Genomic DNA, 26,391 nt, shown 5'->3' with positions numbered 1-26,391 from the left:
ACAGCCCGGTTGGGGTCGGGGAGTGCAGTTCAGCGAAAATCGTGCCGGCTGGAGTGCCAGGTAACCCCTCTTTAAAATCAGTGGCTTGCCAGGAAATTCCTGTCCGGCCCGGGCTGACGATGAGTTTCGATGGTGCGGGCCGGGGGCGCCGCGAACAGGTTTGGTGCGGTGCAGCAATGCCGGTTCAGATCATGCCGCGTTCGCGGATGAAGGCGATGATCCGGTCCAGTCCTTCGCCGGTCTTCAGGTTGCTGAACACGAAAGGTCGGGAGCCGCGCTGCGCCTTGGCGTCGTGGGCCATGACCTCCAGCGAGGCACCGACCATCGGGGCGAGGTCGATCTTGTTGATCACCAGCAGGTCGGACTTGGTGATGCCGGGCCCGCCCTTGCGTGGAATCTTCTCGCCGGCGGCGACGTCGATGACGTAGATCGTCAGGTCCGAGAGTTCCGGTGAAAAGGTGGCGGCGAGGTTGTCGCCGCCCGATTCGACGAGGATCAGTTCGACGCCGGGAAAGGCGCGCTGCAGGCGGTCGACCGCTTCGAGGTTGATCGAGGCATCCTCGCGGATCGCCGTGTGCGGGCAGCCGCCGGTCTCGACGCCGATGATGCGTTCCGGCGCCAGGGCCGAATGATTGACGAGGAATTTCGCATCCTCGGCGGTGTAGATGTCGTTGGTGACGACGGCCATGTCGATCTGCTCGCGCAGGGCCTGGCACAGAGCCAGGGTCAGAGCGGTCTTGCCGGAACCGACGGGGCCGCCGATGCCGACGCGCAGGGCTTGCTTGCTCATGTTTTTCCTAGGATCTGAATAGACGGGAATACTGGGTTTCGTGGCGGGCGCAGGCGATCGCGAAGGCCGGCGTGAAGTTGGACCAGCCGGTTTCGGGCAGTTTCCGGGCGTCGACCGCAACCGTCGGGATCTGCCGCCCGAGACCGGCGAGCAGCCGCTGGCCGGCGGCCTGGCCGAGCGGCACCGCCTTCAGCGCGGCCATCACCTGGTTCTCGGCCCACGACCACAGGTAGGCGGTCAGTGCCGCCTGCGGATCGATCTGCCAGGCGGCGGCGATGCCGGCCCAGACGGTGGGGAAGGCGACTTCGGGCAGCGCGTCGACGGCCGCCGCGACGCCGGCCAGCGAATCGTCGCGCAGGTCGCGCAGCAGGCGGCACAGCGAGAAGCCCATTTGCGCCGTTTCGGCGCGCAGTTCGGCGGCTTCGCGGCTGGCCAGGAATTCGTCGTTGAGGCAGGCGACTTCGGCGGCGTCTGCTGCGGTCCACGCCGCCATCAGGGCAAAAACCAGCGGCGCCTCGTAGCGGCCGATGCCGTGCCGCAGCAGGTCGGCGATCCAGCGCCCGGCGCTCGCCTCGTCGCGGACGACGCCCGATTCGACGGCCCATTCGAGGCCCTGCGAGTAGGTGTAGGCGCCGACCGGCAGCGCCGGGCTGGCCAGTTGCAGGAGGCGGGCGAGTTGCAATTGCGGGTTCAACGCGGCTTGAACTCGTGAATTTTCGGCACCGAACGGTGTGGGCCGTGGCCGGGGTCGTGCAGATCGGACCTCGGCTCGTCGCCGTGGTGCTGATGACCGCCGCCATAGGCGCCGGCCTCCGGCTGGAAGGGGGCTTCGGTTTCGGCCACGGCGCACCCTAAACCGCGGACCATCTCGGCCAGCACGTGGTCGATCTGGAAGCGCAGCTTGCCGCCGTTTTCCGTCGGCAGGATCTGCACCGGCACATGGCGGTTGCCAAGGTGGTAGGCAGCGCGGGCGAAGAGCAGCGGGCTGTCGGCGACGGCTTCGATCAGCTTTTCCGGGGCGGCGAGGATTTGGATGACCACCGAGCCGTCTTCCGCGGCGAGACGGTCGCCGCCGTGCAGGTGGTCGCCACGCTCGAGGAAGATGCCGGCCTCGGCGCCGGAAGCGAGCGTTACTTTCAGGCGGCTGCGTTTGCGCTCGTCGTAGGCCAGCGCCACCGAGTCGGTGGCGGGGGCGGTGGTGCGTTGGTTGAGGATGAGCATGACGCTTCAGAACAGGAAGTAACGTTGCGCCAGCGGCAATTCGGTCGCCGGTTCGCAGACGAGATGCACGCCGTCGGCCTTGACCACGTAGGTTTCAGGATCGACGGTGATTTCGGGCGTGGCGCCGTTATGCACCATGTCGGCCTTGGTCAGCGTGCGCGTGCCGGAAACGGCGATCAGCGGTTTGCTCAGGCCAAGCGCGGCCATGGCCGGATTCTTCAGCGCCGCTTGCGAGACGAAAGTCACCGAGGTCTTCAGTGCCTTGCCGAAGCTGCCGAACATCGGCCGGTAGTGCACCGGCTGCGGCGTCGGAATCGAGGCATTGGGGTCGCCCATCGCGGCGGCGGCGATCATGCCGCCTTTCAAAATCAACGAAGGCTTGACGCCGAAGAAGGCCGGCTTCCAAAGCACCAGGTCGGCCAGCTTGCCGACTTCGATGGAGCCGACGGTGTGCGCGATGCCGTGCGTCAGCGCCGGGTTGATCGTGTACTTGGCGATGTAGCGCTTGACGCGGAAGTTGTCGTTGCGGGCGTTGTCTTCGGGCAAAGAGCCCCGCTGCAGCTTCATCTTGTGCGCAGCCTGCCAGGTACGGATGATGACTTCGCCAACCCGGCCCATGGCCTGCGAGTCGGACGACATCATCGAGAAAACGCCCATGTCGTGCAGGATGTCTTCCGCTGCAATCGTCTCGCGGCGGATGCGCGATTCGGCGAAGGCGACGTCCTCGGCGATGCTCGGGTCGAGGTGGTGGCAGACCATCAGCATGTCGAGATGCTCGTCGATGGTGTTTACCGTGTAGGGCATGGTCGGGTTTGTCGAGCTGGGCAGGACGTTCGGCAGACCGGTCGCCTTGATGATGTCCGGCGCGTGGCCGCCGCCGGCGCCTTCGGTGTGGAAGGTGTGGATGGTGCGGCCCTTGAAGGCGCCGATGGTCGCTTCGACGAAGCCGGATTCGTTGAGCGTATCGGTGTGAATGGCGACCTGCACGTCCATCTCGTCGGCGACGCTCAAACAGCAGTCGATGGCGGCCGGCGTCGTACCCCAGTCCTCGTGCAGCTTGAGGCCGATCACGCCGGCCTCGACCTGCTCGCGCAGGGCTTCCGGCAGGCTGGCGTTGCCCTTGCCGAGGAAGCCGAGATTCATCGGGAAGGCCTCGGCCGCTTCGAGCATGCGGTGGATGTGCCACGGGCCGGGTGTGCAGGTCGTGGCATAGGTGCCGGTCGCCGGGCCGGTGCCGCCGCCGATCATGGTGGTGACGCCGGAGTTTAGCGCTTCCTCGATCTGCTGCGGGCAGATGAAATGGATGTGGCTGTCGATGCCGCCGGCGGTGACGATCATGCCTTCGCCGGCAATGACTTCGGTGCCGGGGCCGACGATGATGTCCACGCCGGGCTGGATGTCCGGGTTGCCGGCCTTGCCGATGGCGGCGATACGGCCGTCCTTCAAGCCGATGTCGGCCTTGACGATGCCGGTCACCGCATCGACGATCAGCGCATTGGTGATCACGGTGTCGACGGTTTCCGCCGAGACGCGCTGGCTCTGGCCCATGCCGTCGCGGATGACCTTGCCGCCGCCGAATTTCACTTCCTCGCCGTAGATCGTGTAGTCCTTCTCGACCTCGATGATCAGCTGGGTATCGGCCAGGCGCAGGCGGTCGCCGGTGGTCGGGCCGAACATCTCGGCATAGGCTTGACGGGTGATTTTATTGGCCATCAGAGCGCTCCTTGTACCAAACCACGGAAACCATAGACCTTGCGTTCGCCGGCCAGCGCCACCAGCTGCACAGTGCGCGTCTGGCCCGGCTCGAAGCGCACGGCGGTGCCGGCGGCGATGTCGAGGCGGTAACCGCGCGCAGCTTCGCGGTCGAAGCTCAGGCCGGCGTTGGTCTCGTAAAAGTGATAGTGCGAGCCGACCTGGATCGGCCGGTCGCCGGTGTTGGCCACGACCAGCGTGATGGTCGGCCGGCCGACGTTCAGTTCGAGTTCGCCGGGTTCGGCGAGGAGTTCTCCGGGGATCATGTCAGCGCCTCAGACGATGGGGTTATGGACCGTGACCAGCTTGGTGCCATCCGGGAAGGTGGCTTCGACCTGGATTTCCGGGATCAGCTCGGCGATGCCGTCCATCACGTCGGCGCGCGTCAGGACTTGCGTGCCGGCGTGCATCAGTTCGGCCACCGTCCGGCCTTCGCGGGCCCCTTCCATGATCGCGCAGGTGATCAGCGCCACCGCTTCCGGGTAGTTGAGCTTCAGGCCCCGGGCCTTGCGCCGCTCGGCGAGCAGGCCGGCGGTGAAGATGAGCAGTTTGTCCTTCTCTCTCGGTGTCAGTTCCATGAAGACTCCTCAGGTATTCCAGATTCGGGGGATGACGGCCGGGCGGCCGCAGCAGGCCGGGCGCAGGATTTTCCACAGTTCGGCGAACCACAGACGGGCGGCCTCGCTGTTGTCGCCGAGGTAGCGGGCGACGAGGATGCCGGGCAGGGCAGTCAGGCCGTGCCGGGCACCGTCGGCGGGGGCGAATGCGCGCAGGGCTTCGAGCAGGGCGGCGGCCTGCTGCGGCAGTTCCGGGAAGGTGCACAGCAGCGTGCCGCACACCGTGGCGCCGGCCCAGCCGGCCGGGCTGGTCAGCAGCGGGTCGCTGCCGGCGAGGCCGCCGCGTTCGATCCAGATCGGGCGCCGGTTGCGGTCAACCCGGCAAAACAGGTTAAAACGGCCGTTGGCGAAGCGTTCGCCGGCCGCGGCGCGGCCCAGGCAGAGAATGTCCCAGCCGATGAAACGGCTGTCGGCGGCGAGCGCCACGCGTGTTTCCATGCGCGCCCGGGCGCCGTCGAAAACGATGCTTTCCTGCGGCAGCCATTCCAGCGTGGCGCCTTCGGCGACGGTCAGGGTGAGCGTTTGCGAGGCCTCCGCCCCGGCGCTGCGGTACCACTTCCCGGCGCCCGGCGTCGTCAACTGGGCGCGGGCGCCGGCTGCGACGTCGACCTCGATCGCCAGGTGGTCGCCGCCGGCAATGCCGGACGGGGGGTGAAGCACGATGGCCTGGCACACCGCCTCGCCTTCCGGGTAAAGCGCCTTCTGCACGCGCAACGGGCCGCGATGGCGGTTGTCGCGCAGCACCGTGCGCGCGCCGTCGCGGGCGAAACCGAGGCGCAACTCGGCGTGCCAGTTCGCTGCAAGCTCGGGCGCGACGATGGGAAGGCGCGAATTCATGGGCGGATTATCGGGCAAGCCCGGCAGGCGGTGAATACGCAGGAATGCGCAATCGTCGATTCAGCCTGCGCCAAGGGGAAGGAGCAACGCCGCGTCGGCATCGGCGAAGCCTTCCGGCGACCAGACGGCCGTGTCCGGTAGCCAGGTGTCGAGGTAGGCGTGGAGCTTCGCCCCCGATCCCGCGGTACGCTCCAGACTCAGGCAGGGGCGCCCGAAAGCGGCGGCAACGATACGCGCGTGCAGGCTGCTGCCGACGAAACCCCGGCTGCCGGAAATCAGTCCCGCGATCCGCCAGACGTCGAGCGATTCGAAGAGCGATACCGGTACCCGCAGGCGCTGCGCGAGCCGGGCATAGACCGCCAGGTCGTCGTGCCAGGGCGCCGCCCCGGCCCGGAACAGCACGACGGGCAGGGCGCTGCGTTCGAGACCGCGGGCGATGGCGGCGAGGCTGCGGTCGTCGCCGAATTCGGCCGCGAACTGGACCGCGAGATAGGGGGCGTTCACCGGCGCTGCGGGCGCAATGCGGGCCCCGAAGGCCGCGGCGATCCGCGACACGGGGTCGGGTTCGAGCACTGCCGCGATGCCTTCGCCCGCCAGGAATTCCTGCGTCACCCGATCGCGGACGCCGAGCGCATCCGCCTGCCGCAGGGCGTCCAGCACTTCGTCGCGAAACGCCTTGCCCCGGCGCGCCAGACCGACCCCGCCGAGCGCCCGGAAGACCGTGCGCGAGCCGGCCGGCAGGCGATTGCGCGCAATCACGTAGGGCGCCCGTCGCGGCCAGCGCAGGGCGCTGTCGCCGAGCATCCAGGCCGCTTCCGCGGCATCGCAGTCGAGCAGTTCGCCGCCGACGTGGATCAGCGTCACCGGCGTCGTGATGGCGTCGACCGGCGTCACGCGAAAACCGCCGCAGGCGCTGAGATCGCATTCCGCCAGCCCGGCGCAGCGCGGCGCGGCGACCCCCGCGTCGTGGATGGCCATGTGGCCGAGCAGGATGTCGCCGAAGTTGTGACGGTCGAAGGCGCCGAAAAAGAGCGGCGGCGGGCCGGGTGGGGCAGCTAATCCGGCTTTCATGGCGGCAGGCTGGTTCATCGCGCCAAGTCTAGCCCAGCGCCGCCCCGCCGGGTTTCCGCTACACCGCCAGCGCCTCGCGCACCCCATCCTGCGGCATCGTTTCGCCGCGGCCGCGCATGATGAACTCGCCGCGTTCCATCAGCAGGTACTGGTCGGCCAGCGATTCGGCGAAGTCGTAGTACTGCTCGACGAGCAGGATGGCCATTTCGCCGGTTTCGGCGAGCGTGCGGATGGCGCGTTCGATGTCCTTGATGATCGATGGCTGGATGCCCTCGGTCGGCTCGTCGAGGATCAGCAACTTCGGCCCCATCGCCAGCGCGCGGCCGATGGCGAGCTGCTGCTGCTGGCCACCGGAGAGGTCGCCGCCGCGGCGGTGCATCATCTGCTTGAGGACCGGGAACATTTCGAAGATGCGCGGCGGAATCTTCGTGCTGCCGGGTTTGGTGGCCAGCCCCATCAGCAGGTTCTCCTCGACCGTCAGGCGCGGGAAGATCTCGCGGCCCTGCGGCACGTAGCCGATGCCGGCCTTCACCCGCTCGTGCGGGGGCAGGTGGGTGATGTCCTGGCCGTCGAAGGTGATGCTGCCGGATTTCGTTTTCACCAGGCCCATCAGCGACTTGAGCAGTGTCGTCTTGCCGACGCCGTTGCGACCGAGGAGGGTGGTGACTTCGCCGGTTTTGACTTCGAAGGAGAGGCCACGGAGGATGTGGGAGCCGCCGTAGGCTTGGTGGAGGTTGTCGATTTTGAGCATTCTCGATAATCCTTTTTTGCGTTTAGCGCCGGGTTCCGCGCCTGACGCGCGTCTTACTTTCTTCTTGGGTCGCCAAGAAGAAAGTAAGCAAAGAAGAAGGCGACCCTGGGTCGGTGCCGGCTGCGCCGGTACCCTGCGCTACTCGCCTTGTGCGGGGGCTGCGCAACTCGGGGCTAAAGCCCCTCAGACAGTGCTCGCCCTTTTTCCGCCCAAGCCTGCGTTGCTCGGCACCTCCCAAGGGGCCCGGAAAACCGACCCGTGCTGAATCGGTGTCGCAGCGAATTTGATTTTTGCCCCTTTTTGGCCGTCGACCGCAACAGGCCATTCTTTGTCTTGGTGGGTGAGCCGAGACGTCTTTCGGGCCCCTTGAGAGGCGCTGAGCAACGCAGGCGGGCCGGGGGAAGTCGGCTGGCGTTGTCTGAGCCGAAGGCGAGTTTAGCCAGCCGCCCGGCCCGTCGAGTAGCGCAAGGGATCGGGCGTAGCCCGACGCCGACCCTGGGGTGGCCTTCTTTTTGGCTACTTTTTCTTGGCCACACAAGAAAAAGTACGCCCGCGCGTCAGGCGCGGAAACCAAGGCTTGAGAAAAGCAATCACCGCCCAAGATAAACCTCAATCACCCTTTGATCGTTCTGCACGGTCGCCAGATCCCCCTCCGCCAGCACCGACCCCTCGTGCAGCACGGTCACCAGCCCGCCGAGTTTCTCGACAAACGCCATGTCGTGCTCGACCACCACCAGCGAATGCTTTCCGGCCAGCGAAACGAAGAGCTCCGCCGTCCGCATCGTCTCGTCGTCGGTCATCCCGGCGACCGGTTCGTCGAGCAGCAGCAGCTTCGGTTCCTGCATCAACAGCATGCCGATTTCCAGCCACTGCTTCTGGCCGTGCGAGAGCAGGCCGGCCGGGCGGTCGGCTTCGCCGGCGAGGCGGATCAGGCGCAGGGTTTCGGCGATGCGGTCGCGCTCGTCGTCGGCCAGCCAGGCGAAGAGGCTCTTCCACACCCGCTTGTCGGTCTTCATCGCCAGTTCGAGGTTCTCGAACACTGTGTGCTGTTCGAAGATGGTCGGCTTCTGGAACTTGCGGCCGATGCCGACGTGGGCGATTTCCGGTTCGCTCAGCCGGGTCAGGTCGATGGTCTGGCCGAAGAAGGCCTTGCCGCTGTCGGGCCGCGTCTTGCCGGTGATGACATCCATCATCGTCGTCTTGCCGGCGCCATTGGGGCCGATGATGCAGCGCAGTTCGCCGGCGTCGATTTCGAGGTTGAGGTTGTTGAGCGCCTTGAAGCCGTCGAAGCTGACGGTGATGTCTTCGAGGTAGAGGGCGACGCCGTGCGAGAGGTCGAGTTCGCCGGTCGCCAGGTGGCCCAGCTGGTCGATGCCGTCGCTGCCTTCCGGGCGGTCGTCGGGGGCGCGGTTGAGGGTGCTCATCATGCGGCGGCTCCTTCCTTGCGGGTCGTCAGTTTCTTCCACAGGCCGACCAGGCCTTGCGGCAGCATCAGCGTCACGACGATGAACAGCAGGCCGAGGAAGAACAGCCAGTATTCGGGAAAGCTGACGGTGAACCAGCTCTTGGCGAGATTGACGACGAAGGCGCCGATGACCGGGCCGATCAGCGTGCCGCGCCCGCCGACGGCGACCCAGATGGCGATCTCGATCGAGTTGGCCGGGCTCATTTCGGAGGGATTGATGATCCCGACCTGCGGCACGTAGAGCGCGCCAGCGATGCCGCACAGCACGGCCGAGACGACCCAGATGAACAGCTTGTACCAGAGCGGGTTGTAGCCGATGAACATGACGCGCGATTCGGCGTCGCGGATCGCGGCGAGCACGCGGCCGAACTTCGACTTGACCAGCCAGGCAGCGAAGACCAGCGTCGCGGCGAGCAGCAGCGCGGTCAACCCGAACAGCACCAGCCGCGTTTCCGGCGAGGTGACGGTGTAGCCGAGGACGCGCTTGAAGTCGGTGAAGCCGTTGTTGCCGCCGAAGCCGGTTTCGTTGCGGAAGAAGAGCAGCATCGCGGCGTAGGTCAGCGCCTGGGTGATGATCGAAAAATAGACTCCCTTGATCCGCGAGCGGAAGGCGAAATAGCCGAAGATGAAAGCGACAATGGCGGGCACGACGACGACCAGGATCGCCACCCACAGAAAGCTGTCGCTGCCGCTCCAGAACCACGGCAGTTCCTTCCAGTCGAGGAAGACCATGAAGTCCGGCAGGTCGCTCTGGTAGCTGCCGTCGCGGCCGATCTGGCGCATCAGGTACATGCCGAAGGCGTAGCCGCCGAGCGCGAAGAAGAGTCCGTGGCCGAGCGACAGGATGCCGCCGTAGCCCCAGATCAGGTCCATCGCCACCGCCACCAGCGCGTAGCACATGATCTTGCCGATCAGCGTGATGACGTAGGTGGAAACGTGGAAGGCGCTGTCTTCCGGCACCGCCAGGTGCAGCACCGGGACGGCGACCAGCGCGAGGGCGAGGAAGACGCCGAGCGCCAGCCAGGCCTTGCCGTCCAGGGAGTCGATGATGCGGAGGGTGAGAGGTCTGCGCATGATTCGGCCTTACTCGACGAAGCGGCCCTTGAGGGCGAAGATGCCCTGCGGACGCTTCTGGATGAAGATGATGATGCAGACGAGGATGCTGATCTTGGCGATCACCGCACCGGCCCAGCCCTCCAGCAGCTTGCTGAGGATGCCCAGGCCGAGCGCCGCCCACACCGCGCCGGCCAGTTGCCCGACGCCGCCGACGACGACGACCATGAAGGAATCGACGATGTAGCCCTGGCCCATGTCGGGGCCGACGTTGGAAATCTGCGACAGCGCCACGCCGCCCAGCCCGGCGATGCCGGCGCCGAGCGCGAAGGCCAGGGTGTCGATGCGCGCCGTCGGCACGCCGACGCAGCCGGCCATCGGGCGGTTCTGGGTGACGGCGCGGACGAACATGCCGAGCCGCGTCCGGTTCATCAGCACCCAGACCAGGGTCAGCACGAACAGCGCGAAGCCGACGATGATGATGCGGTTCCACGGCAGGACCAGGTTGGGCAGCAGCTCGATGCCGCCGGACATCCAGGTCGGGTTCGAGACCTCGACGTTCTGCGCGCCGAACAGCACGCGGGCGCTCTGGATCAGCACCAGCGAGATGCCCCAGGTGGCGAGCAGGGTTTCCAGCGTGCGGCCGTACAGCCAGCGGATCACCGTGCGCTCCATGACGACGCCGACCAGCGCGGCGGCGAAGAAGGCGACCGGGATGGCGGCCGGCAGGTACCAGTCGATCCAGTCCGGCAGGTAGGCGCGGAACAGGCTCTGCATGCCGTAGGCGGCGTAGGCGCCGACCATCAGCAGCTCGCCGTGCGCCATGTTGATGATGCCCATGACGCCGTAGGTGATGGCCAGCCCGAGCGCGGCGAGCAGCAGGATGCTGCCGAGCGAGAGGCCGGAGAACACGCGGCCGAGGTTCTCGGCCAGCGCCAGCCGGCCGTCGATCGCCTTGACCGCGGCGATCGCCTCGTAGCGCACCTTATCGTCCGGCTCGCCGGCCTTGTCGGTGAGTGGCAGCAACAGGCTCTTGATCGTCGGCGAGGAGGTTTCAGAGAGGGCCTTGACCGCTGCCATGCGCGCCGCCGGGTCGTCGTTGCCGAGGTTGGCCTGGGCGTGGGCGACCGTGAGCAGCGCCCTGATCTGCGCATCGCCCTCCTTTTCCAGCGCCTGCGCCAGCAGCGGCGCCATCTCCGGGCTGACGCTGCTCTGCAGTTTCTGCGCCGAGGCGAGGCGGACGCCGGCATCGGCGTCGAACAGCTTGAGCGCCGCCAGCGCATTGGCCAATTCGCCACGAATCCGGTTGTTGACCGTAACCGACTCCGCATCGGCCGGCACTCTGATCGCGGCGCCGGTAGCGGCATCGAAGGCCTTATCGCCGTCGATGATCACCGCCTTGCCGCCCGCCAGATACAGGCTGTCATCGGCCATCGCCTGCAGGACGCGCACGGCGTCGGGGTCCGCCGTCTGCGTCAGCTGGCGGATCGCCGCGACCTTGTCGCTGGAATCCTCGGCCGCCAGCTGGCGCACCTGCGCCGCATCGAGCGCCGCCTGCGCCGACAGGCTACAGGCGTAGAGCAGAAATACAAGAATCGTTTTGGTCATTAAGGGTCCGTCCGCAATTTGTGCAGTGCAGCGACAGATTACGGGGCGGGCCGGGAGGCGGGAATACGATGAATTGCGTAGCTGGGCGCGAAGGCAGTTGCGCGGCTACTTCAAATCCTCGGACCAATGCTCATCGGCAGGCTGGTATCCACATTTCGTTGCATCCATCTTTGCTGCGTATTCGAATTGTGTTTTTCATGGCGTTTGCTAATTTGAAAAAAGATGCAGATGTTTTATTTGAACAAGGTGATTAAGGGAATGAAGCGGATAAAAAACATCCTGTCGACCGTGGCAACGGTGGTTTTGTTAGCCAGTTGCGCGAGTGCGCCTATCGGCGACAAGAAACTGCTGAATTTTCTTCAGAACGGTGTAACGACGCGCCAGGACGTTTTTTTGCATCTCGCTGAACCGAACGCAACATTCGAGAGCGGGCGGATTCTGATTTACAGGCTCGACGAGGATCAAGCCGGATACTTCATTCGAAAAAACGATGGCAGCAGGGGACTGACCGGAAAGTTCAGCCTGGTCCTGGCTTTTGACGAGCGAGGAGTTTTGTCGCGCTTCAATCTGGTGAGAATCAATGAAGAGTATCGAAGCGAGCTTCCCAAAAAGTGATCTCCTTCAATAACCGTTTGGCAATATTGGCCTTGGTTACCGTACTGGTCGACGGGTGCGTGATACCGATTCCGCCAGGGGCGCGCGGAACTCGATGCAACCTTCCTGAAGGCATTCCGGATTCCATTAAGCCGGGGCTAAGCACACGTGAAGATGTGCTCATGTGTTTAGGCGAACCGGACGCTGTCGCTGTCGATGAGTCCTGGGTCTCGTATAGCGAACAATATTATTTGGGCGGTGTAGTACTAATTTTTGGTGGGGGTGGTGGGGTAGGTGCAATTGACGCCGGGGGGCAAAAGTCTTCCAGACTCGTTGTTCCATTTGACTCGCGAGGTATCGTTACACAACCGATTTTTGAAACTATGCAATGCGTTTCCGGGGGCGTTTTTGTAGCCTCGGGAGGTGGAGGTGGTGGTGACCACAGCGGGCCATGCCTCGACACCTCGGGTGGCGATTTACAGAGGCGCTACAATCTGGCTTTGCCTCAGCCTTAAGAGTCTGCGTAGTAGCGGTGTCGGGGTTTCCGGGGTTCTCTTTACGTTCGGCAATTTGCCGCGTGAATCGCCAGTAAAACGGCAGACCGGCGTATATTCCGCCCTCGCCCGATTTACCAACACACAAGGTTCAGGATTGCCACCCGCGAGCCAGACTGCCGCCGCTACGACCATGCCATTGCCCCGTATCGATTCCACCAATTACGCCACCCAACTCGCCGGGAAGGTCGAACAGTTCAAGTGCGATTTCGCGCCGTTCGCCATTCCCGAACCGGAGGTATTTTCCTCCGCCCCCGAGCACTACCGCCTGCGTGCCGAGTTCCGCATCTGGCATCAGGGCGACGAACTGGATTACGCGATGTTCGATCCGGAAAACCCCAAGCAGCCGGTGATGGTCGAGGATTTTCCGATCGCGGCGGCGTCGATCTGCGCGCTGATGCCGCGCCTGAAGGCGCGCCTGCGCGGCAGCCAGACCCTGCGCGGCGGCCTGTTCCAGGTTGAATTCCTCGCCACGCTGAGCGGCGAGCTGATGGTCACGCTGGTTTACCATCGGCGGCTCGGGGAGGGCTGGGAACTGGCGGCCCGCGACCTGGCGAGCGATCTGCAGGTGCAGGTGATCGGACGCAGCCGCGGCCAGAAGGTGGTGCTGGACCGTGACTGGCTGTTGGAGGAATTCGAGCTGAACGGGCGTCGGCTGCGCTACCAGCAGATCGAAGGGAGCTTCACCCAGCCCAATGGCGGGGTGAACCGGCAGATGCTGGGCTGGGCCTGTGCGCGGGCCGCCGGCCTGGGCGGCGACCTGCTCGAACTGTATTGCGGCAACGGCAATTTCACGATAGCGCTGGCGCCCCTCTTCGGGCGCGTGCTGGCCACCGAGGTCAGCAAGACGTCGGTGCGCGCCGCTGAATACAACCTGGCTGCCAACAACGTCGACAACGTGGCGCTGGTGCGCGCTTCCAGCGAGGAGATTGCCGATGCCCTGGCCGGCCGCACGGTGCTCAAGCGCATGAAGGATATCGATCTCGCCGGCTTCCGTTTCTCGACCCTTTTCGTCGATCCGCCGCGTAGCGGGCTGGATGCGACGACCCTCGAATTCGCCGCCGGCTTCGACCACATCCTGTACATCTCGTGCAACCCGCAAACCCTGCGGGAAAACGTCGCCGCGCTGCAGGCTACCCACGCGGTGAGCGCTGCCGCGGTGTTCGACCAGTTTCCCTACACGCACCATCTGGAATGCGGGCTGTTGCTGACCCGGCGCTGAAGGCGACTCGCCGCCGCCGGGCGCGGCAATGAAAAACGGGAGCCGAAGCTCCCGTTACTGGCGACTGACCGTCGGTGCCGATCACTTGCCTTCCGGCGCGTCCTTCTTGTTCTCGTTGCCGGCGATGAAGGGGCTCCACGGCTGGGCGCGGATCGGACCCTTGGATTTCCAGACCACGTTGAACTGACCGTCGGCCTTGATTTCGCCGATGAAGACCGGCTTCCACAGGTGGTGGTTGGTTTCGTCCATCTTGAGCGTGTAGCCGGACGGCGCGGCGAAGCTCTGGCCACCCATCGCGGCGATGACCTTGTCGACCTCGGTGGACTTGGCCTTCTCGACCGCCTGCTTCCACATGTGGATGCCGACGTAGGTGGCTTCCATCGGGTCGTTGGTGACGACCGTTTTGGCGTTCGGCAACTTGTTCTTGGCCGCCCAGTCCTTGTACATCTTGACGAACTTCTCGTTCTGCGGGTTCTTGAGCGACATGAAGTAGTTCCACGCGGCCAGGTGGCCGACCAGTGGCTTGGTATCGACGCCGCGCAGTTCCTCCTCGCCGACCGAGAAGGCGACGACCGGCACGTCGGTGGCCTTGAGGCCGGCGTTGCCCAGTTCCTTGTAGAAGGGTACGTTGGAGTCGCCGTTGATGGTCGAGACGACGGCGGTCTTCTTGCCTTCGGAAGCGAACTTCTTGATCTTGGCGATGATGGTCTGGTAATCGCTGTGGCCGAACGGCGTGTACTCTTCCATGATGTCGGCTTCGGCGACGCCCTTGGACTTCAGGAAGGCGCGCAGGATCTTGTTGGTGGTGCGCGGATAGACGTAGTCGGTGCCGAGCAGCACGAAGCGCTTGGCCTCGCCGCCGTCCTTGGACATCAGGTATTCGACGGCCGGGATCGCCTGCTGGTTGGGGGCGGCGCCGGTGTAGAAGACGTTCTTCTCGAGTTCCTCGCCTTCGTACTGGACCGGGTAGAAGAGCAGGCCGTTCAACTCCTTGAACACCGGCAGCACGGACTTGCGGGACACCGAGGTCCAGCAGCCGAAGACGACGTCGACCTTGTCCTTGCTCAGCAGCTGGCGGGCCTTTTCGGCGAACAGCGGCCAGTTGGAGGCGGGATCGACGACGACCGGCTCGAGCTTCTTGCCCATCACGCCGCCGGACTTGTTGATCTCGTCGATGGTCATCAGCGCCGTTTCCTTGAGCGCCGTTTCGGAGATGGCCATGGTGCCGGACAGCGAATGCAGGATGCCGACCTTGATGGTGTCGGCGGCGTGGGCGGCCATGCCGATGGAAGACAGCGCGGCGGCCAGGACGGTGGCCTTGATGAAATTGCGACGATTGCTCATGGAAGCTCCTCGGGGGTTGGGGTGATCCGTTCGGAAACTGCGTTGTTGCAGTGCAATGTCAGATTACGGATCGCCGGCGCCGCGAGAAATACGTTAGATTGCGTAGGGATTCGCTTCGCGGAGAAAACCATGTTCGACCTCCATATCGACAACAGGAACCGCTTGCCCTGGCGGCTGGCCGACGCCTGCGGCGGGGCGCGCCGGATGTTGCGGTCGACACCGTTTTCAGGGGCGTTTCCGGTTTTCCCGAAGAGGCTGGGCTGAGGCATGCCGGTCGACGGCCCGATACCCGGCTGGCTGCTGTCCGGCGCAGCCGTCGCGACGGTGTTCACGGTCATGTTCGACCTCGGGCTGGCCATCGTTCCCGGCGATTTCCGGCGCGCCTGGCAGCACCCGGGCCAGATGCTCAAGGGGCTGTTTTCGGTCCTGGTCGTCGTGCCGGCCGTCGCCCTGGCCGTGACCCGGATGTTCGACCTGGCGCGCGCGGTGGAAATCGGCATCGTGCTGATGGCGATCTCGCCCGGCGCTCCGGTTGCGCTGCGCCGTTCGCTCAATGCCGGGGGCGACCGCGCCTTTGCGCCGGCGTTGCAGATCGCGGTGGCGATCCTGGCAGTGGTTTCGATGTCGCTGTGGATAGCGGCGCTGAACGAAGTCTATAGTGGCAGCGCATCGATCGATCCCCGCCATCTGGCGCGCCAGGTTTTCGTCGCCCAGTTGCTGCCGCTCGGCCTCGGCATGCTGGTGCGCCAGATCACCCCCGACTGGGCCGCCCGGATCGGGCGGCGCCTCGACCGGGTCGCGACCGTGCTGCTGATCGCCCTGGTGCTGCTGACGCTCATCGACGTCTGGCATACGGTGATCCAGGCCGGGCTGGGCGCGACGCTGGCCATCGTCGTCATCACGACGCTGGTCCTGGCCTGCGGGCACGCGCTGGGCGGCCCCGAACCGGCGACCCGCACCGCGCTGGCGATCGTCAGCGCGGCGCGCAACCCCGGGCTGGCGCTGGTCGTCGCCACGGTCAATGGCGCCGCGCCGGGCATCATCGCGACGGTGCTCGCCTACCTCGTCGTCTCGGCATTGACCGTCGTCCCCTATCTGGCCTGGCGCCAGCGAATCGGCGCCATGCGCCGCCTGCGCTGACGGTTGCGGTCGACGCCGGAAAAGTGGTGAAATCCATCGGGCATGCGCACGGCGCCCGCCGGGCATGTTCGACCGCCATCACGAAAGGCCAGCGTGGAACCCATCGACAAGGCAGGACATCCGGCCGCCGCCGGCGGCAGCAACTACCGCATCGCCGTCGCCCTGCTGCTGGCGCTGATCGTCTATGGCTCGCTCTATCCGCTGACCTGGAACTTCGCGCAGCCGCAGGAATTCATCTTCCGCGGGCCGATCGGACTTGCCGACCTGCTGGAAAACGTGGTCCTGTTCCTGCCGCTCGGCTGGCTGCTGGCCTGGCACTGGCACGGCCGGCCGGGGCGCCTCACGGGCTTCGCCGTCTGGTTCGCGGTCGCGCTGGTCGTCGCCAGCGTCCTGCAATGGCTGCAGAAATACCTGCCGCGCACCCCGGCGCTGTCCGACATCGGCTTCAACATGCTGGGTTTCCTGCTGGGCTGGCTGGGCGGGATGGTTTCCGGGAACAGCCTGCGGCGGCTGGCGCAGCGCCACCTGAACCTGCACGGCGTGGACCGCTTCGCGCTGGTGATGCTGGCGCTCTGGCTGGCCGCCGAGCTGTTCCCCTTCATTCCCACCATCGACCGCTCGTCGGTCGTCGATAACGTAAAGTCGCTGTGGCAGCAGGCGGCCTGGCAGCCGCGCCGGATGCTGCTGCATGCCGGGATGACGCTGATCGGCTTGGAAGCCCTGGCCCATCTGGCCCGCTCGGTGGCGGCCGAGCGCCTGGTCCGGCCGCTGGCGGTCGTCGCCACGCTCGCCATGCTGGGCGGCAAGTTCGTCGTCATCAACCAGGCGCCCGGGGTGCCGGTGGTGCTCGGCATCGTCGCCGGCGCCGCGGCGTGGGCGGCCATCGAGCGGCTCGACAGCGTTCGCCGCCTGTGGAGCGTGGCGGCGATCGCCATCGCCAGCTACCTGCTGCACGCCCTCTGGCCGCTGCGCTGGAACGATGTGCCGACCGCCATGAGCTTGCTGCCGTTCGCCTCCTCGCTCGCCGGGTCGATCGAGGCGGTGGTGACCTCGGTGGCGTTCGAGAGCCTGTGCTTCGGCGCCATCATCTGGAGCGCCGTGCGCAACGGCGCGGCGCCGGGCGGGATGACAGTCGTCGTGGCGATCGTCGCCTTCGCCTGCGAATGGACGCAGCGCTACCTGCCCGGCCGTACCGCGGAAATCACCTCGGTCCTGCTGGCCATCGGCATGGGCTGGCTGGTCGTCGCCCTGGGCAGCAAACATCACTTCAAGCGAGGTACCCACTGATGTACGAACTCCATATCGGCAACAAGAACTATTCGTCCTGGTCGCTGCGCCCCTGGCTGCTACTGAAGCACTTCGCCATTCCCTTCACCGAGCATATGGTTTCCGTCGCCGGCCGCGACTACAACCCGGCGCTCAAGCCGCTGGCCGGCAACGCCCGCGTGCCCTGCCTGCACGACGACGGCTTCCAGATCTGGGAAAGCCTGGCGATCGCCGAAACGCTGGCCGAGCGCCATCCACAGATGTGGCCCGCCGACGCCCGGGCGCGCGCCCGGGCACGCAGCATTTCGGCGGAAATGCACTCCGGCTTCACCCATCTGCGAACGGCGATGCCGATGAACCTGAAGCTCAAACTCAAGGGCAAGCCGGCCAGCTCCGAGGTGCAGCGCGACATCGACCGCGTCTGCGAAATCTGGGAGGAGGCCCGCACGCACTTCGCGACAGCCGACGGACCGTGGCTGTTCGGCGCCTTCTCGGTGGCCGATGCGATGTACGCGCCGGTCGTCTGGCGCTTCCATGTCTACAACGTGCCGCTGCCGCCGGTCGCCGCCGCCTATCGCGACGCCATGCTCGCGCATCCGGCGATGCAGGAATGGTACGCCGCCGGCATCCGCGAAACCGAGGCGCACGCCCATTACGACCGGCTGGCCGACGACTACGGCGGCGCGCGCTGATCGCTGCGGTCGACGCCGGAAAAGGGGCGATTTCCGGGCCGGCGATCCGGGGAAAGCTACCCGCTGCGGCGGCTGAAAAACGATTTGTCGGACAGTGTGGAATATGTCACGGGCAACCCGGAAGCCATTGCGCTATCCTAAGTTCGAGGAGGTAGTGCCATGGCGATTTATGCAACCGTAGCGTTTTGCCACCATGAATTCGTTGCCGAACTGAGCGACGGGCGGTGTCTTGCCCAGCCCGATTTTCGGGCGATGGCGGAGGCGCTGGTTCACGCCAGGGTGAAGGAAGGCGACGTTCAATACGAATGGAAGGCCGGACAGCGCATGATCACCGCCGGCCAGCAGGTCGCGTTGCGCGCCGAGATGCGGCGCCTGGAGCGTGAATTTGTGGGGCTGTCGATCGCGGCGTGAGGCCGGCTGAGATGATTTGAGGTCAGCTGGTCTGGCGCGCAGGGCGATTCGCGGCCGAAGGGAAGAGGTTTGTGCTCAGCCTCCCCGCATCCTGCTCAGCGCCAGGTTGGCCGCCGCGGTGCGGGTTTCGACCCCGAGCTTCTCGAAAACGTGTTCGAGGTGCTTGTTGACCGTGCGCGGGCTGTTGCCGAGGATTTCGCCGATGTCGTTGCTGGTCTTGCCCTGGACGACCCAGTAGAGCACTTCGGCCTCACGCTGGGTGAGGCGAAAGGCGGCGATCAGCGAGTCGATGGCGGAAGCGTCGTTTTCCTCGCGCAGGACGACGAGCCATTCGTCGTCGCCGGTCTGGTCGTGGAATGAGGCGAGGAGCCGGCGGCTGCCGTCGGCGAACACCAGGGACGGCGGTTCGCGGCCGTCGCGCCGGGCGCGGTGGGCGCCGGCGATCCAGGCCAGCAGTTCGGGCGGGGCGACATCTTCCGGGTTGGCGAAAAAATCCTTGAGCAGTTGGCGGGCGAGCGGCGTCTGCCAGACCAGGCGGCCGTCGGCGGCGCGCACGGCGACGGTGGCCTGGCCGAAGGCGTCGAGCGCGCTGCGTGCCTGCTTCATCTGGCGGGCGTTCTGTACGTGGGCGGCGATGCGCGCGAGGACTTCGGCCGGGCGGATCGGCTTGGTCACGTAGTCGGCGCCGCCGGCGGCGAAGGCGGCGACGACGTGCTCGGTCTCGGTCAGCCCGGTCATGAAGACGATGGGAATGTGCTGGGTGGCGAAGTCGGCCTTCAGGCGACGGGCGACCTCGAAGCCGTCGATGCCGGGCATCACGGCGTCGAGCAGGATGACGTCGGGCAGGCTCTGGCGCGCACGCTGCAGGGCCGATTCGCCGCTGGTGGCGACGAGTACCGTGTGACCGGCCTCGTCGAGCGCATCGTGCAGCAACGAGAGATTTTCCGGGACGTCGTCGACGATCAGGACGATGTCGGAAATGTTGCGGTCAACGGTGGGCATCGCGCGTTTTCCTGAGGAGTTCCTTCATGGCATCGAACTCGAATTGTCGCGCCAGATCGCGCAGGACACGAACGAATTCGCCGTGCCGCGGGTCGATTTTCTCGATTTCGGCCAGCTTGGCGAGGATGCCGCGCAGGTAGCCGAGGCCGATCAGCTCGTCGAGCGCCGCCAGGTGCGCTTCCGGCGGTGCCACCAGCGGTGGCGGCTCGGCGGCGACGGCGGGGGCTGGCGGCGTGTCGGCGGCGACCCATTCGAGGGCCAGCTTGCGGCCGATCCAGTCGAGCAGTTCATTGACGCGCAGCGGCTTGACGATGAAATCCGCGGGGGCGATGCCGACGTCGTTGTCCAGCCCCTTGTCGAAGGCGTTGGCCGAGAGGATGGCGATTTGGGCGTCAGTCAGGCGCTGCTGGCGGATGCGGCGGATGGTTTCCCAGCCGTCGATGCCGGGCATGCCGAGGTCCATGAAGACCAAGTGCGGCGAGAAGCGCGGGATCGCCTGCAGCGCCTCGTAGCCACTGGCCGCCTGCTCGACGACGAAGCCGAGCGGTTCGAGGACGCTTTGCAGCATGTCGCGGTCCACCTTCTCATTGTCGACGACGAGGATGCGCCGGCGCACGCCGACGTAGCCGATGCGATTCAGGCGCGGCAGTTCGCGCGCCGCCTGCGCCGAATGCACCTGCGGCAAGAAGAGGCGAATGCGGAACAGGCTGCCTGCGCCGGGCGTGCTCGACACCTGCATCTCGCCGCCCATCAGGTCGGTCAGCATGCGCGCGATGGTCAGGCCGACGCCGCTGCCGCCGGCCTGCGCCGTGCTGCCACGCTGGAAGGGCTCGAAGATGCGTTGGAGATCAGCGGCCGGGATGCCGGGGCCGCTGTCGCGGATCTCGAAGACGGCCATCTCGCGCCGGCATTCGACGCTGAATTCGACGCCGCCGCGCACGGTGAACTTGACGGCGTTGCCCAGCACGTTGATCAGGATCTGGCGCAGGCGCCGTTCGTCGGCGCGCACCACTGCGGGAATCTCGCCGGCCGGCCGGTAGGCGAAGGACAGCCCCTTGTTGCGCGCCTGCAGCTCGAACATGCCGACGATCTGCTGCAGGAATTCCGGGAAGTCGAGGGCGCGGACGTCGAGCGTCAGCTTGCCGCCCTCGATGCGGGCGATGTCGAGCGTCCCCTCGATGACCGACAGCAGGTGGTCGCCGCTCTTGCGGATGACGCTGACCGCCTGCTTGCGGTTGGGCGGCACGTGCTCGTCGGCGGCGAGGATCTGCGCGTAGCCGAGGATGCTGTTGAGCGGCGTACGCAACTCGTGGCTGATCGCGGTGATGTACCGGCTCTTTGCCTGGTTGGCCTGTTCGGCGACCTGGCGGGCCTTCTGCAGGGCCGCGTCGGTGCGCTGGTGCGATTCGATTTCCTGCATCAGCAGCTGCGTCTGGCGATTCGATTCTTCCTGCGCGACCTGGCGGCTCTGCTGGGTCAGCACCATCCACCACGCGGCGACGCCGGAAAGCAGCAGCAGCGCGGCGAAGGCCTTGACGAAGCTGTCCTGCAGCGCGGCGGCCAGCGCCGTCTGCTCGCTCCCGAGGGCGAGCAGTTCGTGGGTGTATAGCACGCCCAAAACCAGCGCCAGCACCGGCACGATGCCGGTCATCAGCAGCAGGTAGTGGCCGAGACCGGTTTCCAGGTAGGGCAGGGCAGGCGCCGGCAACAGGCGGCGCAGCACCGCGTTCCACTGCGCCGTGAGGCTGGCCTCCGGCTTGCACAGGTCGTGGCAGCGGGCGTCGAGCGAGCAGCACAGCGAGCAGATCGGCCCCTGGTAGGCGGGGCAGTGCGCCATGTCCTCGCCTTCGTACTCGCGTTCGCAAATTGCACATTTTTTGCCGTCGACCGCAACCGGCGCCGGCGGCCGGGCCAGGTAGTAGCGGCCGCCGGTGGCCCAGGCGATCAGCGGCGCGGCGAGCAGCGCGCTGCCCAGCGCGACGAACGAGGCGTAGGGCTGGATGTCCGTTCCGAACAGACCGACGAAGGTGGCGATGGAGAGCAGCGAGGCGATGCCCATGGCGCCGACGCCGACCGGGTTGATGTCGTAGAGATTGCTGCGCTTGAACTCGATGCCCGGCGGCGCCAGGCCGAGCGGCTTGTTGATGACGAGGTCGGCGACCACCGCCGCCATCCACGAGATGGCGATGTTGGAGTAGAGGCCGAGCACCTGGCCGAGCGCCTGGAAGACGTTGAGTTCCATCAGCAGCAGGGCGATCAGCGTGTTGAAGACGACCCAGACGACGCGCCCGGGGTGGCTGTGGGTCAGCCGCGCGAAGAAGTTGGACCACGCCAGCGAACCGGCGTACGCGTTGGTGACGTTGATCTTGAGCTGCGAAACGACGACGAAGAGCACGGTGGCGCCGATCGCCAGCGTCGTGTGGTCGAAGACGTGCGAGAAGCCGATCAGGTACATCTGGTTGGGGTCGACCGCCTTTTCGGCCGAAATTCCGTTGCGCAGCACCAGCCAGGCGAGCAGGGCGCCGCCGAGCATCTTTAGGATGCCGGGCACGACCCAGCCGGGGCCGCCGACGACGACACCGAACCACCAGCGGCCGGCGTTGGCCGGTGTTTTTTCGGGCATGAAACGCAGGTAATCGACCTGTTCGCCCATCTGCGTGACCAGCGCGATGCCGACGGTCAGCGCGGCGCCGAACAGGTGCGGGTCGAAGCCGGCGCCGGTGCCGTTCGCGCCGGCATAGGCGAGCAGGCCGGCGAAGGCATCGGGCTCTTCGATGAGCACGAACACGTAGGGGAGTACCAGCAGGAAAATCCACAGCGGCTGGGTCCATGCCTGCAGCCGGCTGATCGCCGTGACGCCGTGGGTGACCAGCGGGATGACGACGAGCGCGCAGATCAGGTAACCCCAGGCCGGCGGGATGCCGAAGGCGAGTTCGAGCGCGTAGGCCATGATCGCCGCTTCGAGGGCGAAGAAGATGAAGGTGAACGAGGCGTAGATGAGCGAGGTAATGGTCGAGCCGATGTAGCCGAAGCCGGCGCCGCGCGTCAGCAGGTCCATGTCGAGGCCGTGGCGGGCGGCGGTGACGCTGATCGGCAGGCCGAGCAGGAAGATGATCAGGCCGGTCGCCAGGATCGCCCAGAAGGCGTTGATGAAGCCGGCATTGACCAGCATGGTCGCGCCGACCGCTTCGAGGACGAGGAAGGAGGCGGCGCCGAAGGCGGTGTTGGCGACGCGCATTTCCGACCACTTGCGGAAGCTGCGGGGCGTGAAGCGTAGCGCGTAGTCCTCCAGCGTCTCGTCGGCGACCCAGGTGTTGTAGTCGCGGCGGATCTTGATGATGCGTTGGGCGGGATTGCGTTGATTCATGGCGACGAGACTAGCATGTTCCATGCCCTGGCCCGGGGCGGGGCGCCCGGCGGCGGGATGCACCGGCTTGGTGCGGCGAAACGGCGGGCGGGCCTGCGGGCGGTGCATGGCATAATTCGCCCTCAGAAAAAACAATGGCTTGCAAGCTGGTTCGGCTCTTGCTTTTATGCCATCAATCATTTTTCCCCCGGAGCAACCCCGTGTCCATTCACGTCGCACTCAACCACGTTACCAAATACAACTATGACCGCCTGGTCAATCTCGGCGCGCAGATCATCCGCCTGCGCCCCTGCCCGCACTCGCGCACCCGCATCCTCTCCTACTCGCTCAAGATCGGCCCGGACAAGCACTTCATCAACTGGCAGCAGGATCCGCAGGGCAACTACCTGGCCCGCCTCGTCTTCCCGGAAAAGACCCGCGAATTCAGCTTCGAGATCGACCTGGTGGCCGAGATGTCGGTCATCAACCCCTTCGACTTCTTCCTCGAGGAGCATGCCGAGCATTTCCCCTTCGCCTACGAGGACTGGCAGCGCCACGAGCTGACGCCCTACCTGTACAAGGTCGCCGGCGGCGCGCTGTTCGACAAGTACGTCGCCGCCATTCCGCGCGAGAAGAAGCGCAGCGTCGATTTCCTGGTCGCGCTGAACGCGCAGCTGCAGCAGGACATCGGCTACACCATTCGCATGGAGCCGGGCGTCCAGACGCCGGAAGAGACGCTGACCAAGAAGACCGGCTCGTGCCGCGACTCGGCCTGGCTGCTGGTGCAGATCCTGCGTCACCTCGGCCTGGCAGCGCGCTTCGTTTCCGGCTACCTGATCCAGTTGACCGCGGACGTCAAGTCGCTCGACGGCCCGTCCGGTCCGGAAAAGGACTTCACCGACCTGCACGCCTGGGCCGAGGTCTACCTGCCGGGCGCCGGCTGGATCGGCCTCGACCCGACCTCCGGCCTGTTCGCCGGCGAAGGCCACATCCCGCTCGCCTGCACGCCGGAGCCGTCGTCCGCCGCGCCGGTGACCGGCGCCATCGACGAATGCGAGACCGAGTTCGAACACCACATGTCGGTGACCCGCATCTGGGAAGCACCGCGCGTCACCAAGCCCTACACTGACGAGCAGTGGCTGGAGATCGAGAGTCTCGGCCACCAGATCGACAACACCCTGCAGGATCTCGACGTGCGCCTGACCCAGGGCGGCGAGCCGACCTTCGTCGCGGTCGACGACCCGGACGGTGCCGAATGGAACACCGCCGCGCTCGGCCCGACCAAGCGGCTGTTCGCCGCCGACCTCTTCCATCGCCTGCGCGAGAAGTACGCGCCCAACGGCCTGATGCACTTCGGCCAAGGCAAGTGGTACCCCGGCGAACAGTTGCCGCGCTGGAGCCTGAACTGCTTCTGGCGCAAGGACGGCGAGCCGATCTGGAATTCGCCGGCGCTGTATGCCAATGAAGGCGTCAACTACGGCGTCACCGCCGAGCAGGCCGGCGCCTTCCTGAAGCAGGTCGCCCGCCGCCTCGGCGTCACCGACGAGTACGTCTTCCCGGCCTTCGAGGATGTCTATTACTACATGTGGCGCGAGCGCCGCCTGCCGGGCAACGTCGATCCCTTCGATTCGCGGGTCGACGACCCGCTCGAACGCGAGCGCCTGATGAAGGTGTTCACCCAGGGTATGACCTACACCGTCGGCCACACGCTGCCGATCATGAAGAACGTCCGCAACCAGTGGCAGACCGGGCCGTGGTTCCTGCGCTCGGAGCGCTGCTACCTGTTCCCCGGCGATTCGGCCATGGGTTACCGCCTGCCGCTCGACTCGCAGCCGTGGACGGCGCAGAGCGACTACCCCTACGTCAATCCGCCCGATGCCGAAACGGCTATTGATCCGCTCGCCAGCCACGCCGCGCTGCGCGCCCGCGTCAGCGGCGAGCGCGAGGCCCGCGTGCCGCAGATGCAGGATCGGCGCAGCGCCGCTGCGGCTGCCGCCGTCGGCGGCGATGGCCGCGGCCCGGGCAAGACCCGGCCCTGGGAAAAGCCTTCCGACACGGCGCCCGGCTTCAAGGAATCCGCCGCCTGGATCACCCGCCTCGCCATGTGCGCCGAGCCGCGTGACGGCAAGCTCTACATCTTCATGCCGCCGACCCAGGCGCTCGACGATTACCTGGAAATCGTCGCCGCCGTCGAGGCGACCGCCGAGGACATGGGCCTGCCGGTCATCATGGAGGGCTACGAGCCGCCGTCCGATCCGCGGCTGACGCATTTCCGCGTCACGCCCGACCCCGGCGTCATCGAGGTCAACATCCATCCGGCCAAGAGCTGGGATCAGCTGGTCGACCAGACCACGCACCTCTACGAATCCGCCTACTACTCGCGCCTGACGACCGAAAAGTTCATGGTCGACGGCCGCCACACCGGCACCGGCGGCGGCAACCACTTCGTGCTTGGCGGCGCGACGCCGAACGATTCGCCCTTCCTGCGTCGCCCGGACCTGCTCAAGAGCCTGATTGCCTACTGGCACAACCACCCGAGCCTGTCCTACCTGTTCTCCGGCCTGTTCATCGGCCCGACCAGCCAGGCGCCGCGCGTCGACGAAGCGCGCAACGATTCGCTCTACGAGCTGGAAGTCGCCTTCAAGCAGATTCCGCAGCCGGGGGGCCATGTGCCGCCGTGGCTGGTCGACCGCATCCTGCGCAACCTGCTGATCGACGTCACCGGCAACACGCACCGCGCCGAGTTCTGCATCGACAAGCTCTACTCGCCGGACGGCCCGACCGGTCGCCTCGGCCTGCTCGAACTGCGCGCCTTCGAGATGCCGCCGCACGCCCGCATGTCGCTGGCCCAGCAACTGCTGCTGCGCGCCCTGATCGCCCGCTTCTGGGAAGAACCCTACGAGCCGGCCCGCCTGGCGCGCTGGGGCACCGAACTGCACGACCGCTTCATGCTGCCCTTCTACGCCGAGCAGGATTTCCGCGACGTCATGGAAGAGATGGCGGCGGCCGGCTATCCGTTCAAGATCGAATGGTTCGCCCCGCACTTCGAATTCCGCTTCCCGAAATATGGCGATTTTGCCGTCAAGGGCATCGAGTTCGAGCTGCGCCATGCACTCGAGCCGTGGCATGTCATGGGCGAGGAAGGTGGCGCCGGCACGACGGTGCGCTACGTCGATTCCTCGGTCGAACGCGTCCAGGTCAAGGTGCGCGGCATGGCGCCGGACCGCTACGTCCTGACCTGCAACGGCGTTCCCGTGCCGCTGCAGAACACCGGCACCAACGGCGAGTTCGTCGCCGGCGTGCGCTACCGCGCCTGGCAGCCGGCCTCCTGCCTGCACCCGACCATCGGCGTCCATGCGCCGCTGGTCTTCGACCTCGTCGATACCTGGATGCAGCGCTCGCTGGGCGGTTGCCAGTACCACGTGGCGCACCCGGGCGGCCGCAACTTCGAGACTTTCCCGGTCAATGCCTTCGAGGCCGAGAGCCGCCGCCTGGCGCGCTTCTTCCGCTTCGGCCACACGCCGGGCAAGATGACAGTCGGGCTCCCCGAGCTCAGCGCCGAGCATCCGTTTACGCTAGACTTGCGGCGTTATTAACCGCTGATCATGCCGGCGCGGCCTCCGGGCCGCGCCACGCGCGGGCCGGCTGCGGCCCG

Annotated in this window: 23 protein-coding genes; 8 read left to right on the top strand and 15 right to left on the bottom strand. The window is 66.2% G+C overall.

All coding sequences use genetic code 11. The annotated features are described in order from the left end of the window. Nucleotides 1–184 precede the first annotated feature (184 nt). The 12 genes from ureG to urtB all read right to left on the bottom strand — a co-directional run bounded on the left by ureG (nt 185) and on the right by urtB (nt 11,165). A complete protein-coding gene (gene ureG / locus GH660_RS01170; RefSeq protein ID WP_153144743.1) occupies nt 185–790 on the bottom strand; it encodes an urease accessory protein UreG in 606 nt (201 codons plus the stop codon). Nucleotides 791–797: 7 nt separating this feature from the next. Continuing rightward, nucleotides 798–1,484 (bottom strand): urease accessory protein UreF, encoded by a 687-nt coding sequence (locus GH660_RS01165; RefSeq protein ID WP_153144742.1) that lies wholly within the window; start codon nt 1,482–1,484, stop codon nt 798–800. Continuing rightward, a complete protein-coding gene (gene ureE, locus GH660_RS01160) occupies nt 1,481–2,011 on the bottom strand; it encodes an urease accessory protein UreE (protein ID WP_153144741.1) in 531 nt (176 codons plus the stop codon). Before ureE ends, GH660_RS01165 begins: the two co-directional genes overlap by 4 nt. A gap of 6 nt (nt 2,012–2,017) precedes the next feature. Continuing rightward, the gene (gene ureC, locus GH660_RS01155) at nt 2,018–3,724 is read right to left on the bottom strand and encodes an urease subunit alpha (protein ID WP_153144740.1); all 1,707 of its coding nucleotides are present in this window, start codon (nt 3,722–3,724) and stop codon (nt 2,018–2,020) included. Then, nucleotides 3,724–4,029, bottom strand: a complete 306-nt coding sequence (locus tag GH660_RS01150) for an urease subunit beta (RefSeq protein WP_153144739.1) — start codon at nt 4,027–4,029, stop codon at nt 3,724–3,726. Before GH660_RS01150 ends, ureC begins: the two co-directional genes overlap by 1 nt. Nucleotides 4,030–4,038: 9 nt before the next feature. Continuing rightward, entirely contained in the window at nt 4,039–4,341 is a 303-nt protein-coding gene (gene ureA / locus GH660_RS01145; protein WP_153144738.1) for an urease subunit gamma, read from the bottom strand. A gap of 9 nt (nt 4,342–4,350) precedes the next feature. Beyond that, nucleotides 4,351–5,217 (bottom strand): urease accessory protein UreD, encoded by an 867-nt coding sequence (locus GH660_RS01140; protein ID WP_153144737.1) that lies wholly within the window; start codon nt 5,215–5,217, stop codon nt 4,351–4,353. 60 nt (nt 5,218–5,277) lie between these two features. Next, on the bottom strand, nt 5,278–6,306 hold the full coding sequence (locus GH660_RS01135; protein ID WP_194266193.1) for a polysaccharide pyruvyl transferase family protein: 1,029 nt from the start codon (nt 6,304–6,306) through the stop codon (nt 5,278–5,280). Nucleotides 6,307–6,346: 40 nt separating this feature from the next. Next, on the bottom strand, nt 6,347–7,039 hold the full coding sequence (urtE, locus tag GH660_RS01130) for an urea ABC transporter ATP-binding subunit UrtE (protein ID WP_153144735.1): 693 nt from the start codon (nt 7,037–7,039) through the stop codon (nt 6,347–6,349). Nucleotides 7,040–7,629: 590 nt separating this feature from the next. Continuing rightward, nucleotides 7,630–8,466, bottom strand: a complete 837-nt coding sequence (gene urtD, locus GH660_RS01125; RefSeq protein ID WP_153144734.1) for an urea ABC transporter ATP-binding protein UrtD — start codon at nt 8,464–8,466, stop codon at nt 7,630–7,632. Further along, nucleotides 8,463–9,578 (bottom strand): urea ABC transporter permease subunit UrtC, encoded by a 1,116-nt coding sequence (urtC, locus tag GH660_RS01120; RefSeq protein ID WP_153144733.1) that lies wholly within the window; start codon nt 9,576–9,578, stop codon nt 8,463–8,465. Before urtC ends, urtD begins: the two co-directional genes overlap by 4 nt. A 9-nt stretch (nt 9,579–9,587) precedes the next feature. Further along, nucleotides 9,588–11,165: an urea ABC transporter permease subunit UrtB gene (gene urtB / locus GH660_RS01115; protein WP_153144732.1), complete on the bottom strand. Its 1,578-nt coding sequence runs from the start codon at nt 11,163–11,165 to the stop codon at nt 9,588–9,590. 258 nt (nt 11,166–11,423) lie between these two features. Between urtB and GH660_RS01110 the strand changes: the two genes are divergently transcribed. Both GH660_RS01110 and trmA read left to right on the top strand, forming a co-directional pair. Beyond that, nucleotides 11,424–11,780 carry a hypothetical protein gene (locus GH660_RS01110; protein ID WP_153144731.1) on the top strand — a complete coding sequence of 119 codons (357 nt, stop codon included), beginning with the start codon at nt 11,424–11,426 and terminating at the stop codon, nt 11,778–11,780. A 666-nt stretch (nt 11,781–12,446) separates the two neighbouring features. Further along, complete coding sequence (trmA, locus tag GH660_RS01105) at nt 12,447–13,535, top strand: tRNA (uridine(54)-C5)-methyltransferase TrmA (RefSeq protein WP_153144730.1); 1,089 nt, start codon at nt 12,447–12,449, stop codon at nt 13,533–13,535. 81 nt (nt 13,536–13,616) lie between these two features. Here the strand turns inward: trmA and urtA are convergent, their stop codons facing one another. After that, nucleotides 13,617–14,879: an urea ABC transporter substrate-binding protein gene (urtA, locus tag GH660_RS01100; protein ID WP_194266192.1), complete on the bottom strand. Its 1,263-nt coding sequence runs from the start codon at nt 14,877–14,879 to the stop codon at nt 13,617–13,619. A gap of 129 nt (nt 14,880–15,008) precedes the next feature. Between urtA and GH660_RS18095 the strand changes: the two genes are divergently transcribed. The 5 genes from GH660_RS18095 to GH660_RS01080 all read left to right on the top strand — a co-directional run bounded on the left by GH660_RS18095 (nt 15,009) and on the right by GH660_RS01080 (nt 18,388). Continuing rightward, complete coding sequence (locus GH660_RS18095) at nt 15,009–15,143, top strand: hypothetical protein (RefSeq protein WP_255478647.1); 135 nt, start codon at nt 15,009–15,011, stop codon at nt 15,141–15,143. 3 nt (nt 15,144–15,146) lie between these two features. Next, complete coding sequence (locus GH660_RS01095) at nt 15,147–16,019, top strand: bile acid:sodium symporter family protein (protein ID WP_153144729.1); 873 nt, start codon at nt 15,147–15,149, stop codon at nt 16,017–16,019. A gap of 93 nt (nt 16,020–16,112) precedes the next feature. Further along, complete coding sequence (locus tag GH660_RS01090; RefSeq protein WP_194266189.1) at nt 16,113–17,306, top strand: VanZ family protein; 1,194 nt, start codon at nt 16,113–16,115, stop codon at nt 17,304–17,306. Beyond that, nucleotides 17,306–17,977, top strand: a complete 672-nt coding sequence (locus GH660_RS01085; RefSeq protein ID WP_153144727.1) for a glutathione S-transferase family protein — start codon at nt 17,306–17,308, stop codon at nt 17,975–17,977. Before GH660_RS01090 ends, GH660_RS01085 begins: the two co-directional genes overlap by 1 nt. 159 nt (nt 17,978–18,136) lie before the next feature. Continuing rightward, nucleotides 18,137–18,388, top strand: coding sequence for a hypothetical protein (locus GH660_RS01080; RefSeq protein WP_153144726.1), 252 nt, complete (start codon nt 18,137–18,139; stop codon nt 18,386–18,388). Nucleotides 18,389–18,463: 75 nt separating this feature from the next. On the opposite strand, the gene GH660_RS01075 is transcribed toward GH660_RS01080, so the two are convergent. Together GH660_RS01075 and GH660_RS01070 are read right to left on the bottom strand one after the other, a co-directional pair. Then, a complete protein-coding gene (locus tag GH660_RS01075; RefSeq protein WP_153144725.1) occupies nt 18,464–19,390 on the bottom strand; it encodes a response regulator transcription factor in 927 nt (308 codons plus the stop codon). Next, nucleotides 19,377–22,865: an ATP-binding protein gene (locus GH660_RS01070; protein WP_228276310.1), complete on the bottom strand. Its 3,489-nt coding sequence runs from the start codon at nt 22,863–22,865 to the stop codon at nt 19,377–19,379. The genes GH660_RS01075 and GH660_RS01070 overlap by 14 nt, the downstream gene beginning before the upstream one ends. A 92-nt stretch (nt 22,866–22,957) precedes the next feature. Here GH660_RS01070 and GH660_RS01065 point away from each other — a divergent pair, with 92 nt between their 5' ends. After that, nucleotides 22,958–26,332, top strand: a complete 3,375-nt coding sequence (locus GH660_RS01065) for a DUF2126 domain-containing protein (protein ID WP_153144724.1) — start codon at nt 22,958–22,960, stop codon at nt 26,330–26,332. The last annotated feature ends 59 nt before the right edge of the window (nt 26,333–26,391 follow it).

Source organism: Dechloromonas sp. H13, assembly GCF_009469615.1.
GTDB lineage: Bacteria > Pseudomonadota > Gammaproteobacteria > Burkholderiales > Rhodocyclaceae > Azonexus.
The sequence above is the reverse complement of the archived record's forward strand: the minus strand, read 5'-3'. Positions and strand labels throughout refer to the sequence as shown.

Bases quoted from the DNA above. Each gene is read 5' to 3' on its own strand.
- urtA (WP_194266192.1), bottom strand. From the start codon at position 14,879: ATGAGCAATCGTCGCAATTTCATCAAGGCCACCGTCCTGGCCGCCGCG.
- urtC (WP_153144733.1), bottom strand. From the start codon at position 9,578: ATGCGCAGACCTCTCACCCTCCGCATCATCGACTCCCTGGACGGCAAG.
- GH660_RS01095 (WP_153144729.1), top strand. From the start codon at position 15,147: ATGCCGGTCGACGGCCCGATACCCGGCTGGCTGCTGTCCGGCGCAGCC.
- GH660_RS01110 (WP_153144731.1), top strand. From the start codon at position 11,424: ATGAAGCGGATAAAAAACATCCTGTCGACCGTGGCAACGGTGGTTTTG.
- ureE (WP_153144741.1), bottom strand. From the start codon at position 2,011: ATGCTCATCCTCAACCAACGCACCACCGCCCCCGCCACCGACTCGGTG.
- ureG (WP_153144743.1), bottom strand. From the start codon at position 790: ATGAGCAAGCAAGCCCTGCGCGTCGGCATCGGCGGCCCCGTCGGTTCC.
- trmA (WP_153144730.1), top strand. From the start codon at position 12,447: ATGCCATTGCCCCGTATCGATTCCACCAATTACGCCACCCAACTCGCC.
- ureC (WP_153144740.1), bottom strand. From the start codon at position 3,724: ATGGCCAATAAAATCACCCGTCAAGCCTATGCCGAGATGTTCGGCCCG.
- urtE (WP_153144735.1), bottom strand. From the start codon at position 7,039: ATGCTCAAAATCGACAACCTCCACCAAGCCTACGGCGGCTCCCACATC.
- urtB (WP_153144732.1), bottom strand. From the start codon at position 11,165: ATGACCAAAACGATTCTTGTATTTCTGCTCTACGCCTGTAGCCTGTCG.
- GH660_RS01135 (WP_194266193.1), bottom strand. From the start codon at position 6,306: ATGAACCAGCCTGCCGCCATGAAAGCCGGATTAGCTGCCCCACCCGGC.
- GH660_RS01075 (WP_153144725.1), bottom strand. From the start codon at position 19,390: ATGCCCACCGTTGACCGCAACATTTCCGACATCGTCCTGATCGTCGAC.
- GH660_RS01085 (WP_153144727.1), top strand. From the start codon at position 17,306: ATGTACGAACTCCATATCGGCAACAAGAACTATTCGTCCTGGTCGCTG.
- GH660_RS01150 (WP_153144739.1), bottom strand. From the start codon at position 4,029: ATGATCCCCGGAGAACTCCTCGCCGAACCCGGCGAACTCGAACTGAAC.
- GH660_RS01140 (WP_153144737.1), bottom strand. From the start codon at position 5,217: ATGAATTCGCGCCTTCCCATCGTCGCGCCCGAGCTTGCAGCGAACTGG.
- ureA (WP_153144738.1), bottom strand. From the start codon at position 4,341: ATGGAACTGACACCGAGAGAGAAGGACAAACTGCTCATCTTCACCGCC.
- GH660_RS18095 (WP_255478647.1), top strand. From the start codon at position 15,009: ATGTTCGACCTCCATATCGACAACAGGAACCGCTTGCCCTGGCGGCTG.
- GH660_RS01070 (WP_228276310.1), bottom strand. From the start codon at position 22,865: ATGCACCGCCCGCAGGCCCGCCCGCCGTTTCGCCGCACCAAGCCGGTG.
- GH660_RS01080 (WP_153144726.1), top strand. From the start codon at position 18,137: ATGGCGATTTATGCAACCGTAGCGTTTTGCCACCATGAATTCGTTGCC.
- urtD (WP_153144734.1), bottom strand. From the start codon at position 8,466: ATGATGAGCACCCTCAACCGCGCCCCCGACGACCGCCCGGAAGGCAGC.